Origin of the sequence: Streptomyces sp. NPDC021224, from assembly GCF_044332905.1 — a bacterium.
Lineage (GTDB): Bacteria > Actinomycetota > Actinomycetes > Streptomycetales > Streptomycetaceae > Actinacidiphila.
In genome coordinates this window covers 390,659-404,548 of the sequence record NZ_JBIRPW010000004.1, presented here as the reverse complement: position 1 = coordinate 404,548, position 13,890 = coordinate 390,659, and the positions used below count along the sequence as shown (strand labels likewise).

Here is a 13,890-nt window from a genome sequence, read left to right as displayed (position 1 = left end):
AGGGCCGTGCGCAGCACCCGCACCCGTACCCGCCAGACCGCCAACCCCCTCGCGACCGTCCGCAACATCGGCATCCTCGCCCACGTGGACGCGGGCAAGACCACCGTCACCGAGCGGGTCCTCTACCTCACCGGCGCCACCCACAAGCGCGGCGAGGTCCACGACGGCACCACCGTCACCGACTTCGACCCGCAGGAGCGCGACCGCGGCATCACCATCTTCGCGGCCGCCGTCTCCTGCGACTGGGACGGCCACCGGATCAACCTGATCGACACACCCGGCCACGTCGACTTCGCCGACGAGGTCGAACGCTCGCTGCGCGTCCTGGACGGCGCGGTCGCCGTCTTCGACGCGGTCGCCGGCGTCGAGCCGCAGAGCGAGTCGGTGTGGCGGCAGGCCGACCGGCACGGCGTCCCGCGCATCGCCTTCGTCAACAAGCTGGACCGGGCCGGCGCCGACCTCGACGCCGCGGCCGACTCCATCCGGCGGCGGCTGCACACCGTACCGCTCGTCGTGCAACTCCCCATCGGCCGCGAGGACGGCTTCACCGGCGTCGTCGACCTGGTGGCGATGCGGGCACTGGTCTGGGCGGACGGCGCCGCCGCGTACACCGAGGGGGAGGTGCCGCAGGAGCTGCGCGACGAGGCCGTACGCCGCCGCAGGCTGCTGGAGGAGACGGTGGCGGAGCTGCACCCGGCCGCGCTGGAGGAGTTCTGCGCCGGGCGGACACTGAGCCCGCAGGCGCTGACCGCGGTCCTGCGCGACCTCACCCGCGGCGGCGAGGCCGTCGTCGTGCTGTGCGGCTCGGCCTACCGCAACCGCGGTGTCGAACCGCTGCTGGACGCCGTCACCGCCTACCTGCCCTCGCCGCTGGACGTCCCGGCGGTACGCGGCCGGGCGGCGGACGGGCCCGCGGAACGGCCCGCCGACCCGGCGGCGCCCTTCGCGGGGCTGGTGTTCAAGGTCAACGCGACCGCCACCGGGCGGCTCACGTTCCTGCGGATCTACTCGGGCACGCTGCGGAAGGGGGACACGGTGCTGGACGCGGGCACCCGGCGCACCGAACGCGTCGGCCGCATCCTGCGGGTGCAGGCCGACCGGCACGCCGAGGCCGAGCAGGCCGCTGCCGGAGACATCGTCGCCGTCGTCGGTCCCAAGGCCGCACGCCCCGGCGCGACGCTGTGCGCGCCCGGCGCGCCGCTGGTCCTGGAACCCCCGGCGGTGGCCGCCCCGGTCGTCTCCGTCGCGGTCGAGGCCGCGCTGTCCGCCGACACCGAACGGCTCGTCGGCGCGCTCGCCCGGCTCGCCGAGGAGGATCCGTCGCTGACGGTCCGCACCGACGCGGAGACCGGCCAGCTCGTGCTGGCCGGCATGGGCGAGCTGCACCTGGAGGTCGCGGTCGAGAAAGTGCGCATCGACCACGGCATCCGGGTCACGGTCGGCCGCCCGCAGGTCTCCTACCGGGAGACCGTGACGCGCGGGGTGACCGGGCACGTCCACCGGCACGTCAAGCAGGACGGCGGCGCCGGGCAGTACGCGCACGTGGTGATCGACGTCCACCCGCACGAAGGTGCTCCGCAGGGCGGGGGAGAGGAGGGGTTCGTGTTCGTGTTCGCGTCCACCGTGACCGGCGGGCGGGTGCCGCGCGAGTACGTACGCGCTGTCGCGGACGGGTGCCGGGACGCGCTCGCCGAGGGCCCCCTCGGCGGGCACCCCGTCACCGGCCTGCGGGTCGTCCTCACGGACGGGGCCACGCACCCCAAGGACTCCTCCGAGCTCGCGTTCCGCACCGCGGGCCGCGACGCCCTGCGCGGGGCGCTGCGGGCGTGCGGGATGGGGGTGCTGGAGCCTGTCGTCGAGGTCACGGTGATCTCGCCGGACGACTGCGTCGGGGCGGTGCTCGGTGATCTCGCCGCGCGGCGGGGGCGGGTGGCGGGCCAGCGGTCCGTCGGCGGGGCGACGGAAGTGACCGCGACGGTGCCGTTGGCGCGGCTCTTCGGCTACGCGGGGTCGCTGCGCGGCCGTACGCAGGGCCGTGCGACCTTCACGAGCCGCTCCGCGGGGTACGTGGCGGTCTGACCCGCGCGTGGGGGTGGTCCGGGGTGCGCCGCCCCGGGCTGCCCCTTGCGGTGCGGTGTGCGACCTTGCGGTGGGTGGGGGGTTGCTCGCGCCGTTCTCCCCCAGGCTCCGCCTGGGAGGTGCCCCCACGCGCCCCTGTCGCGGCGCCGCCGCTGGTGGGTCGGGTGCCGCCACGGGGCACCTCCTCGGAATGCGCCTTCACCCTCACCGGTAGCCGGTGAGCCCCTCCCAGCGCATTCCTGCGGGGGCACCCCGCACCGTCCCCCTCCGGGCCGGTTCAGCGGCTGCCTGCCGGCGGGGGTGAGGGCTCCCTTTGCAGGGGCCCGGCTGCGGGCGCCCGTTTTCAGCGGCGCGGCTGCTGGGCGACGGCACCCGTTTTTCAGGGCCTCGCCGCGGAGGAGAGGGCTCCCGTTTTTCAGGGGCCCGGCTGCGGGGTGGAGGGCACCCGTTTTTTAGGGGCGCGCCGCGGAGGAGAGGGCTCCCGTTTTTCAGGGGCGCGGCTGCGGGGCGACGGCACCCGTTTTTCAGGGGCGCGTGGGGGCACCTCCCAGGCGAAGCCTGGGGGAGAACTGCGCGGCAAGCCCCCACCGGCGGACAGGCGATGTGCCACCGCAAGTGGCTGCCACCCAGGCGCGCGGGGGGGGCGGGGCGGAGCCCCGGGGAGGGGGGACCGCCCCGCGGCGGGACGTTTCTGCTCAGGGCAGGGCGTCAGCCCTCTTCGTGCTGGACCGCGCGGCGCGCATCCGCGTCGAGGACGCCCCAGCCGATGAGCTGCTCGGTCAGGACCGAGGGCGACTGGTCGTAGATCACGGCGAGGGTGCGCAGGTCGTCCTGCCGGATCGACAGCACCTTGCCGTTGTAGTCGCCGCGCTGGCTCTGGATCGTCGCGGCGTACCGCTGGAGCGGGCCGGCCTTCTCCGGCGGGACCTGGGACAGCCGCTCCAGGTCGAGGACCAGCTTCGGCGGCGGCTCGGCGGCGCCGCCGGGGGTCGAGCCCGGCAGCAGTTCCTGGACCGGCACGCCGTAGAAGTCGGCGAGTTCGGCGAGGCGCTGGACGGTCACGGCACGGTCGCCGCGCTCGTACGAGCCGACGACCACTGCCTTCCAGCGGCCCTGGGACTTCTCCTCGACACCGTGCAGCGACAGTCCCTGCTGGGTGCGGATGGCGCGGAGCTTCGCGCCGAGCTGTTTGGCGTAATCGCTGGACATATGGCTCCCCGGACGGAATCTCGGTGACTCACTGTGAGGTTACGCAGCGTAATCCACGCTCGTCAAGCCGAATAGGTCCGACCGGTCTCTGACCTGGGCGGTCCGGGTCACCTGATACGGTGATGGGCGTACCCCCGACGTCCTTTAACGCCCGTCCCGTGAGGCGGGGAAGGAGGTCCCCGACCCATGGTCGAGAACCACACGGCCGCTTCGGCCGACGAAGCTATTACCGCCGGTATCGCCGATCCCCGGCAGGACCGCCCGGTCCTTGAGGCACCCGACATCGCCCGGGTCCTCACCCGTATCGCCCACGAGATCGTCGAACGCGCCAAGGGCGCCGACGACGTGGTGCTCCTCGGCATTCCCACCCGCGGTGTGTTCCTGGCCCGCCGGCTGGCCGCCAAGCTCGCCGAGATCACCGGCCGCGAGACCGCGGTGGGCTCCCTCGACACCACCATGTACCGCGACGACCTGCGGCTGCGCCCGCCGCGCGCGCTGGCCACGACGGAGATCCCGGGTGACGGGATCGACGGCAGGCTCGTCGTCCTGGTGGACGACGTGCTCTTCTCCGGCCGCACCATCCGCGCCGCCCTCGACGCGCTGGGCGACATCGGCCGCCCGCGGGCCGTCCAGCTCGCCGTGCTGGTCGACCGGGGCCACCGCGAGCTGCCGATCCGCGCCGACTACGTCGGCAAGAACCTCCCGACCTCGCAGCGCGAGACCGTCAGGGTGCTGCTCACCGAGCAGGACGGGCGCGACAGCGTCCTGCTCGGCCAGCGCGACCCGGCACCGCGCAGCGGCACGGCAGCGGACGAGTAGCGCCGTACCGACGGGACCCCCACGCCGGGGTCCCGCGCCGCCGCATGCCCGAAGGCCGCACCGCCATGCCCCCGCACACCCGGAGACGAGTCACCATGAAGCGCCACCTGATCTCGGCCGCCGACCTCACCCGTGACGACGCCCTGCTGATCCTCGACACCGCCGAGGAGATGGCCCGCGTCGCCGACCGGCCGATCAAGAAGCTGCCCACCCTGCGCGGCCGTACCGTCGTCAACCTGTTCTTCGAGGACTCGACGCGCACCCGCATCTCCTTCGAGGCGGCGGCCAAGCGGCTGTCCGCCGACGTCATCAACTTCTCCGCCAAGGGCTCCTCGGTCTCCAAGGGCGAATCGCTCAAGGACACCGCGCTGACGCTGGAGGCGATGGGCGCCGACGCCGTCGTCGTACGGCACCACTCCTCGGGCGCCCCGCACAACCTGGCCACCTCCGGCTGGATCAACGCCTCGGTGGTCAACGCCGGCGACGGCACGCACGAGCACCCCACGCAGGCGCTGCTGGACGCCTTCACCATGCGCCGCCACCTGTCCGGGGTGGGCCGCGACCTGGCCGGCCGCCGGATCACGATCGTCGGCGACATCCTGCACAGCCGCGTCGCCCGCTCCAACGTCCAGTTGCTGGCCACTCTCGGCGCCGGGGTCACCCTGGTCGCGCCGCCCACGCTGCTGCCGATCGGCGTGGAGACCTGGCCGTGCGAGGTCTCCTACGACCTGGACGCGGTCCTCGCGAAGTCCGACGCGGTCATGATGCTGCGGGTGCAGCGCGAGCGGATGAACGCCGCGTACTTCCCGACCGAGCGCGAGTACGCCCGCCGCTACGGCCTGGACGGCCGCCGGATGGCCGCGCTGCCCGAGCACGCCATCGTCATGCACCCCGGCCCGATGAACCGCGGCATGGAGATCACCGCCGAGGTCGCCGACTCGCCGCGCTGCACCGCGGTCGAGCAGGTCGCCAACGGCGTCAGCACCCGGATGGCGGTGCTGTACCTGCTGCTGGGCGGCTCCGAGCCGGCCCTCAGCACCGAACGACCCGCACCCGGCACGGAGCCGGGCACCGCCGCCCGCACCGAGGAGAGCAAGTGACCATGAGCGACACCACCCTGATCCGCGGCGCGAAGGTCCTCGGCGGCGCCGCGCAGGACGTGCTGATCACCGGCGAGACGGTGACCGCCGTCGGCGAGGGCCTGGCGGCCCCCGAGGGCGCGACGGTCGTCGAGGCGGCCGGGCACGTCCTGCTGCCCGGCCTGGTCGACCTGCACACCCACCTGCGCGAGCCCGGCCGCGAGGACTCCGAGACGGTGCTGACCGGCACCCGGGCGGCCGCGGCCGGCGGCTACACCGCCGTGCACGCCATGGCGAACACCTTCCCCGTCGCCGACACCGCGGGCGTCGTCGAGCAGGTCTGGCGGCTCGGCCGGGAGTCCGGCTACTGCGACGTCCAGCCGGTCGGCGCGGTCACCGTGGGCCTGGAGGGCAGGCAGCTCGCCGAGCTGGGCGCGATGGCCGACTCCGCCGCGCAGGTCCGGGTCTTCTCCGACGACGGCAAGTGCGTGGACGACGCGGTGATCATGCGCCGCGCGCTGGAGTACGTGAAGGCCTTCGACGGGGTCGTCGCCCAGCACGCCCAGGAGCCGCGGCTCACCGAGGGCGCCCAGATGAACGAGGGCACCGTCTCCGGCGAGCTGGGCCTGACCGGCTGGCCCGCGGTCGCCGAGGAGTCGATCATCGCCCGCGACGTGCTGCTGGCCGCGCACGTCCGCTCCCGCGTGCACATCTGCCACCTGTCCACGGCCGGGTCGGTGGAGATCGTGCGCTGGGCCAAGTCCAAGGGCTGGAACGTCACCGCCGAGGTCACCCCGCACCACCTGCTGCTGACCGACGAGCTGGTCCGCTCCTACGACCCGGTCTACAAGGTCAACCCGCCGCTGCGCACCGAGGCCGACGTCCTGGCGCTGCGCGAGGCGCTCGCGGACGGCACGATCGACTGCGTCGCCACCGACCACGCCCCGCACCCGCACGAGGACAAGGACTGCGAGTGGGCCGCCGCCGCCATGGGCATGGTCGGCCTGGAGACCGCGCTGTCCGTGGTGCAGCACACCATGGTCGACACCGGCCTGCTCGACTGGACCGGCGTCGCCGACCGGATGTCCGCCCGCCCCGCCGCCATCGGCCGGCTCGCCGGGCACGGCCGCCCGGTCGCCCCCGGCGAGCCCGCCAACCTGGTGCTGGTCGATCCCGCATACCGTGGGACCGTCAACCCCGCGGGCTTCGCCTCGCGCAGCCGCAACACCCCGTACGCGGGCCGTGAGCTGCCGGGCCGGGTCGTCGCCACCTTCCTGCGGGGCCGTGCGACGGTCAGGGACGGGAAGCTCGTATGACACCACTGGATCGGCTCACCCTCGCGGCCGCGCAGGCCGGGGACAAGCACTCGGCGAAGGTCACCCACTGGGGCGACCGGATCGGCTGGGTCGTGGGCCTGGCCCTGGTCGTCGGCCTCGTCTACTGGCTGATGCGGCAGGGCTGGCAGTGGCGCCGCACCCTCCAGGGCGGTCTGCCCGCCCTCCCGCAGCCCCCCGAGACCACCGGCGGGGTACTGCTCCAGGACGAGGGCCGCTACCACGGCAGCACCACCGCCGGGCAGTGGCTGGACCGCATCGTCGCGCACGGCCTGGGCGTCCGCAGCCGCGCCGGGCTCACCCTCACCGACCAGGGCCTGGACGTCGACCGCACCGGCGCACCCGGCTTCTTCGTCCCCACCGCCGCCCTGCGCGGCGCCCGGCTCGACAAGGGCATCGCCGGCAAGGTGCTCACCGAGGGCGGCCTGCTGGTCGTCACCTGGGAGCACGGCGGCACCCTCATCGACTCCGGCTTCCGCCTCGACAGCTCCGCGCGGCACCCCGCGTGGGCCGAGCGGATCACCGACCTCAGCGGCGACAGCGCTGTCGCCTTCACCGGCACCCGGCCGGAATCCGAGCAGCACCAGAAGGAAGGCGCGACATGACGACCTCCACCCGGGCGGCGCGCACGCCCGCCGTACTCGTCCTGGAGGACGGCCGCACCTTCCGCGGCCGCGCCTACGGCGCGGTGGGGGAGACCTTCGGCGAGGCGGTCTTCTCCACCGGCATGACCGGCTACCAGGAGACCCTGACCGACCCCTCCTACCACCGGCAGGTGGTCGTCATGACCGCCCCGCACGTCGGCAACACCGGCGTCAACGACGAGGACCCCGAGTCCCGCCGCATCTGGGTGTCCGGCTACGTCGTCCGCGACCCCGCCCGCCGCCCGTCCAACTGGCGCTCGGTGCGCTCGCTGGACGAGGAACTGGCCGCGCAGGGCGTCGTCGGCATCAGCGGCATCGACACCCGCGCCCTGACCCGGCACCTGCGCGAGCGCGGCGCCATGCGCGTCGGCATCTTCTCCGGCAACGCGGTGGCCGACGACGGCACCCTGCTGGCGAAGGTCCGCCAGGCGCCCGAGATGACCGGCGCCGACCTGGCCGGCGAGGTCGCCACCGAGCAGCCGTACGTGGTGCCCGCGATCGGCGCCAAGCGCTTCACCGTCGCCGCCCTCGACCTCGGCATCAAGGGCATGACCCCGCACCGGATGGCCGAGCGCGGCATCGAGGTGCACGTGCTGCCCGCGAACGCGACCGCCGAGGACGTGTACGCGGTCGCGCCCGACGGCGTCTTCCTGTCCAACGGCCCCGGCGACCCGGCCACCGCCGATCTCACCGTCGTCAAGGCGGTCCTGGAGCGCGGCACCCCGCTGTTCGGCATCTGCTTCGGCAACCAGCTGCTCGGCCGCGCACTCGGCTTCGGCACGTACAAGCTCAAGTACGGCCACCGCGGCATCAACCAGCCGGTGCAGGACCGCGCCACCGGCAAGGTCGAGGTCACCGCGCACAACCACGGCTTCGCCGTCGACGCCCCCCTCGACGAGGTCAGCCAGACCCCGTACGGGCGCGCCGAGGTCAGCCACGTCTGCCTCAACGACCAGGTGGTGGAAGGCCTGCGGCTGCTCGACCGGCCCGCCTTCTCCGTCCAGTACCACCCCGAGGCCGCGGCCGGCCCGCACGACGCCGCGTACCTGTTCGACCGCTTCGTCAAGCTCATGGAGGCCCAGCGTGCCTAAGCGCACCGACATCCGGTCCGTTCTGGTCATCGGCTCGGGTCCGATCGTCATCGGCCAGGCCGCGGAGTTCGACTACTCCGGCACCCAGGCCTGCCGCGTCCTCAAGGCCGAGGGCCTGCGCGTCATCCTGGTCAACTCCAACCCGGCCACGATCATGACCGACCCGGAGATCGCCGACGCCACCTACGTCGAGCCGATCACCCCGGAGTACGTCGAGAAGATCATCGCCAAGGAGCGCCCCGACGCGCTGCTGCCCACCCTCGGCGGCCAGACCGCGCTCAACACCGCGATCGCGCTGCACGAGAACGGCACCCTCACCGAGTACGGCGTCGAGCTGATCGGCGCCAACGTCGAGGCCATCCACAAGGGCGAGGACCGCGACCAGTTCAAGCGCGTCGTCGAGGCGGTCCGCGGCAAGATCGGCCACGGCGAGTCCGCCCGCTCGGTCATCTGCCACTCCATGGACGACGTCCTCGCCGGCGTCGACACCCTCGGCGGCTACCCCGTCGTCGTCCGCCCCTCCTTCACCATGGGCGGCGCCGGCTCCGGCTTCGCGCACGACGAGGAGGAGCTGCGCCGCATCGCCGGCCAGGGCCTGACCCTGTCGCCGACGACCGAGGTGCTGCTGGAGGAGTCCATCCTCGGCTGGAAGGAGTACGAGCTGGAGCTGATGCGCGACAAGCACGACAACGTCGTGGTCGTCTGCTCCATCGAGAACTTCGACCCGATGGGCGTGCACACCGGCGACTCCATCACCGTCGCGCCCGCCATGACGCTCACCGACCGCGAGTACCAGATCCTGCGCGACGTCGGCATCGCCGTGATCCGCGAGGTCGGCGTCGACACCGGCGGCTGCAACATCCAGTTCGCCGTCAACCCCGAGGACGGCCGGGTCATCGTCATCGAGATGAACCCCCGGGTCTCCCGCTCCTCCGCGCTGGCGTCCAAGGCCACCGGCTTCCCGATCGCCAAGATCGCCGCCCGACTCGCCGTCGGCTACACCCTCGACGAGATCCCCAACGACATCACCGAGAAGACCCCGGCGTCCTTCGAGCCCACGCTCGACTACGTCGTGGTCAAGGTGCCGCGCTTCGCCTTCGAGAAGTTCCCGGCCGCCGACTCCACCCTCACCACCACCATGAAGTCGGTCGGCGAGGCCATGGCCATCGGCCGCAACTTCACCGAGGCCCTCAACAAGGCGCTGCGCTCGCTGGAGAAGAAGGGCTCGCAGTTCGACTTCGCGACCCCCGCCGACCCGGCCGCCAAGGCCGAGCTGCTGGAGCTCGCCGCCGTCCCCACCGACGGCCGGATCAACACCGTCATGGCCGCGATCCGGGCCGGCGCCACCCCCGAGGAGGTCTTCGCGTCCACGAGGATCGACCCGTGGTTCGTCGACCAGCTCTTCCTCATCCACGAGTACGCCGAGGAGCTGGCCGCCGCCGACCGCCTCGACCCCGACCTGCTCGCCGAGGCCAAGCGGCACGGCTTCTCCGACGCCCAGATCGCCGGCATCCGCGACCTGCGCGAGGAGACCGTCCGCGAGGTGCGGCACGCGCTCGGCATCCGCCCGGTCTACAAGACCGTCGACACCTGCGCCGCCGAGTTCGCCGCCGCCACGCCGTACTTCTACTCCTCCTACGACGAGGAGACCGAGGTCGCGCCGCGGAGCAAGCCCGCGGTCATCATCCTGGGCTCCGGGCCCAACCGCATCGGCCAGGGCATCGAGTTCGACTACTCCTGCGTGCACGCCTCCTTCGCGCTGCACGACGCCGGGTACGAGACGGTCATGGTCAACTGCAACCCGGAGACCGTCTCCACCGACTACGACACCTCCGACCGGCTCTACTTCGAGCCGCTCACCCTGGAGGACGTCCTGGAGATCGTGCACGCCGAGACGCAGGCGGGCCCGGTCGCCGGTGTCATCGTCCAGCTCGGCGGCCAGACCCCGCTGGGCCTCGCCCAGGCCCTCAAGGACAACGGCGTGCCTGTCGTCGGCACCTCGCCCGAGGCCATCCACCTCGCCGAGGACCGCGGCGCCTTCGGCCGCGTCCTCGCCGACGCCGGTCTGCCCGCGCCCAAGCACGGCACCGCCACGTCCTTCCCCGGCGCCAAGGCCATCGCCGACGAGATCGGCTACCCGGTCCTCGTCCGGCCGTCCTACGTGCTCGGCGGGCGCGGCATGGAGATCGTCTACGACGAGACGCGGCTCGCCGCGTACATCGCCGAGTCCACCGAGATCAGCCACGACCGCCCGGTGCTCGTCGACCGCTTCCTCGACGACGCCATCGAGATCGACGTGGACGCCCTCTACGACGGCCACGAGCTCTACCTCGGCGGCGTCATGGAGCACATCGAGGAAGCCGGCATCCACTCCGGCGACTCCGCGTGCGCGCTGCCCCCGATCACGCTCGGCGGCCACGACATCAAGCGGCTGCGCGCCTCCACCGAGGCCATCGCCCGCGGTGTCGGGGTGCGCGGCCTGATCAACATCCAGTTCGCGCTCGCCGGGGACATCCTCTACGTCCTGGAGGCCAACCCGCGCGCCTCCCGCACCGTCCCCTTCACTTCGAAGGCCACCGCGGTGCCGCTCGCCAAGGCCGCCGCCCGTATCTCGCTCGGCGCGACCGTCGCCGAACTGCGCGCCGAGGGCCTGCTGCCCGCCACCGGCGACGGCGGGGAACTGCCGCTGGACGCGCCGATCTCCGTCAAGGAGGCCGTGCTGCCCTGGAGCCGCTTCCGCGATCCGCAGGGCCGCGGCGTCGACACCATCCTCGGCCCGGAGATGCGCTCCACCGGCGAGGTCATGGGCATCGACGCGGTCTTCGGCACCGCCTACGCCAAGTCCCAGGCCGGTGCGTACGGGGCCCTGCCCAGCAAGGGCCGCGCCTTTGTCTCGGTCGCCAACCGCGACAAGCGCGCCCTGATCTTCCCGGCCCGTGCGCTCATCGAGCACGGCTTCGAGCTGCTCGCCACCTCCGGCACCGCGGAGGTGCTGCGCCGCAACGGCATCCACGCGAAGGTCGTGCGCAAGCAGAGCGAGGGCGTCGGGCCCGAGGGCGAGCCCACGATCGTCACCCTCATCCACGAGGGCGAGGTGGACCTCATCGTGAACACCCCGTTCGGCACCGGGGGCCGGCTCGACGGGTACGACATCCGCACGGCCGCGGTGTCGCGGGGCATCCCCTGCCTCACGACGGTCCAGGCGCTCGCCGCGGCGGTCCAGGGCATCGACGCGCTGACCCGCGGGGAGATCGGGGTGGGCTCCCTCCAGGAGCACGCCGCCCGCCTGGCGGCCAGCCGCGCCTAGCCGCGCCCAGCCGCGCGGGGCGGGCGTGTGGGGGCGCCCGGGAGGTGCCCCCGCACGCCCCCTGGCGGGGCGCACCGAACCGTACGACGAGAAAGCGACGCATGTACGAGTTGCTCTTCCGGATGCTCTTCCGGCGGATGGACGCCGAGAAGGCGCATCACCTGGCCTTCGGGTGGATCCGGGCCGCGGCCCGGATCCCCGGGGTCCGGGCGCTGGCCGCCCGTGTGCTGGCCCCGCGGTACCCGGCCCTGCGGACCACCGCGTTCGGGCGGACGATGCCCGGCCCGTTCGGGCTGGCCGCCGGCTTCGACAAGAACGCGGTGGCCGTCGACGGCATGGCGATGCTCGGGTTCGACCACGTCGAGATCGGCACGGTCACCGCGCGGCCGCAGCCCGGCAATCCGCAGCCGCGGCTCTTCCGGCTGGTGCCGGACCGCGCGCTGATCAACCGGATGGGGTTCAACAACGACGGCTCCGCCGCCGTCGCGGCCCGGCTCGCGGCGCGGCGGGCCGTCTTCCCGGTCACCGTGGGCGTCAACATCGGCAAGACCAAGGTCGTCCCCGAGGGTGAGGCCGTACAGGATTACGTGACCTCCGCCGAGCGGCTGGCCCGGCACGCCGACTATCTGGTTGTCAATGTGTCCTCGCCGAACACGCCGGGGCTGCGCAACCTTCAGGCCACCGAGGCGCTGCGGCCGCTGCTGACCGGGGTGCGGGAGGCCGCCGACCGGGCGGTGCCCGAGCGGCGGGTGCCGCTGCTGGTCAAGATCGCGCCGGACCTCGCCGACGAGGACGTGGACGCGGTCGCCGACCTGGCCGTCGAGCTGGGTCTGGACGGCATCATCGCCACCAACACCACGATCGCCCGCGAGAGCCTGGGCCTGACCGGCGACCCCGCGATCGCGGCCGAGACCGGCGGGCTGTCCGGGGCGCCGCTGCGGGACCGCTCGCTGGAGGTGCTGCGGCGGCTGCACGCGCGGGTCGGCGACCGGATCACGCTGGTCGGCGTCGGCGGCGTCGCGGACGCCGAGGACGCGTGGCGGCGCATCCTCGCCGGTGCGACGCTCGTGCAGGGCTACAGCGCCTTCATCTACCGCGGGCCGTTCTGGATGCGCTCGGTCCACAAGGGGCTGGCCGCCCGGCTGGCCGCGAGCCCGTACGCCACCCTCGCCGACGCGGTCGGCGCCGACAGCAGGAAGGCCACCTCGTGAGCACCGAGCAGGAACCCTTCGGCGCGCGGCTGCGCCGGGCCATGGACACCCGGGGGCAGCTGTGCGTCGGGATCGACCCGCACGCCGCGCTGCTCGCCGAGTGGGGCGTCGGCGACGACGTCGCGGGGCTGGAGCGCTTCGCGATGACCACGGTCGAGGCACTGGGGGAGCAGGTCGCGGTGTTCAAGCCGCAGTCGGCGTTCTTCGAGCGCTTCGGCTCGCGCGGGGTCGCGGTGCTGGAGCGGGCCGTCGCGGCGGCCCGGCAGGCGGGCGCGCTGGTGCTGATGGACGCCAAGCGGGGCGACATCGGCTCGACCATGGCCGCGTACGCCGCCACCTACCTGGACCCGGCCTCACCGCTGTTCAGCGACGCGGTCACGGTCAGCCCCTACCTGGGCTTCGGCTCGCTGCGGCCCGCGCTGGACGCGGCCAGGGCGGCGGGCTCGGGCGTCTTCGTGCTGGCGCTGACCTCGAACCCGGAGGGCGCCGAGGTGCAGCGCGCGACGGCGGCGGACGGGCGGCCGGTCGCCCAGGTGATGCTGGACGCCGTCGCCGAGGAGAACGACGGGACGGCGCCGCTCGGCTCGGTCGGCGCGGTGGTCGGCGCGACGCTGGGCCGGGCGGGGGTGAACCTCGCGGTGAACGGGCCGCTGCTGGCGCCGGGCGTCGGCGCGCAGGGGGCGACCCCGGCCGACCTCCCGGAGGTCTTCGGCACGGCGCTGGGCAACGTGCTGCCGAGCGTGAGCCGCGGGGTGCTGCGGCACGGACCGGACGCGGCGGCGCTGCGCGGGGCCGTCCAGCGGTACACCGACGAGGTCCGTACGGCCTTCGCGGCGGCCTGAGGGGCCCCGCGGCGCCCCGGCACGGCGGCCGGCTCCGCCAGACGGGTCACCAAGCGGGGCAATAGTGCGGTAATACCTGCGGGTAATACGGTCGAATATCGAACAGAAAAAGGGCCGGATTCAACCACCTGCGACTTTGTGCCCGCAAGCTGTTCCGCTTTGTCCCAAATATCCCCTCGGATCAAGGCTGACCAGGACTTTTCGACTGTTCTCGCTGACTTGAGCCGTCCGGACCGCTAGTCTCCGACAGGAGCGCGCAGTTCACTCGCGCAGCT

Annotated in this window: 10 protein-coding genes; 9 read left to right on the top strand and 1 reads right to left on the bottom strand. The window is 73.3% G+C overall.

Features of this window, described 5'->3' with window-relative positions; translation table 11 throughout:
- The first annotated feature begins 6 nt into the window (after positions 1-6).
- Positions 7-2,079, top strand: a complete 2,073-nt coding sequence (fusA, locus tag ACH4PY_RS13375) for an elongation factor G (RefSeq protein WP_398180279.1) — start codon at positions 7-9, stop codon at positions 2,077-2,079.
- A gap of 708 nt (positions 2,080-2,787) precedes the next feature.
- Here fusA and bldD read toward each other — a convergent pair.
- Positions 2,788-3,288 carry a transcriptional regulator BldD gene (gene bldD, locus ACH4PY_RS13370; protein ID WP_031515395.1) on the bottom strand — a complete coding sequence of 167 codons (501 nt, stop codon included), beginning with the start codon at positions 3,286-3,288 and terminating at the stop codon, positions 2,788-2,790.
- Between the two features lie 186 nt (positions 3,289-3,474).
- Here bldD and pyrR point away from each other — a divergent pair, with 186 nt between their 5' ends.
- From pyrR to pyrF, 8 genes are all read left to right on the top strand, one after another.
- Positions 3,475-4,107, top strand: coding sequence for a bifunctional pyr operon transcriptional regulator/uracil phosphoribosyltransferase PyrR (gene pyrR, locus ACH4PY_RS13365; protein ID WP_398180275.1), 633 nt, complete (start codon positions 3,475-3,477; stop codon positions 4,105-4,107).
- A 95-nt stretch (positions 4,108-4,202) separates the two neighbouring features.
- Positions 4,203-5,207 carry an aspartate carbamoyltransferase catalytic subunit gene (locus tag ACH4PY_RS13360; RefSeq protein WP_398180271.1) on the top strand — a complete coding sequence of 335 codons (1,005 nt, stop codon included), beginning with the start codon at positions 4,203-4,205 and terminating at the stop codon, positions 5,205-5,207.
- Between the two features lie 2 nt (positions 5,208-5,209).
- Positions 5,210-6,502, top strand: a complete 1,293-nt coding sequence (locus ACH4PY_RS13355) for a dihydroorotase (protein ID WP_398180268.1) — start codon at positions 5,210-5,212, stop codon at positions 6,500-6,502.
- Positions 6,499-7,125: a hypothetical protein gene (locus ACH4PY_RS13350; RefSeq protein ID WP_398180265.1), complete on the top strand. Its 627-nt coding sequence runs from the start codon at positions 6,499-6,501 to the stop codon at positions 7,123-7,125. Before ACH4PY_RS13355 ends, ACH4PY_RS13350 begins: the two co-directional genes overlap by 4 nt.
- Positions 7,122-8,255 (top strand): glutamine-hydrolyzing carbamoyl-phosphate synthase small subunit, encoded by a 1,134-nt coding sequence (gene carA, locus ACH4PY_RS13345; protein WP_398180262.1) that lies wholly within the window; start codon positions 7,122-7,124, stop codon positions 8,253-8,255. Before ACH4PY_RS13350 ends, carA begins: the two co-directional genes overlap by 4 nt.
- A complete protein-coding gene (gene carB / locus ACH4PY_RS13340) occupies positions 8,248-11,562 on the top strand; it encodes a carbamoyl-phosphate synthase large subunit (protein WP_398180259.1) in 3,315 nt (1,104 codons plus the stop codon). Before carA ends, carB begins: the two co-directional genes overlap by 8 nt.
- Before the next feature lie 101 nt (positions 11,563-11,663).
- Positions 11,664-12,773 (top strand): quinone-dependent dihydroorotate dehydrogenase, encoded by a 1,110-nt coding sequence (locus tag ACH4PY_RS13335; protein WP_398180256.1) that lies wholly within the window; start codon positions 11,664-11,666, stop codon positions 12,771-12,773.
- A complete protein-coding gene (pyrF, locus tag ACH4PY_RS13330) occupies positions 12,770-13,615 on the top strand; it encodes an orotidine-5'-phosphate decarboxylase (RefSeq protein WP_398180253.1) in 846 nt (281 codons plus the stop codon). Before ACH4PY_RS13335 ends, pyrF begins: the two co-directional genes overlap by 4 nt.
- Positions 13,616-13,890 lie beyond the last annotated feature (275 nt).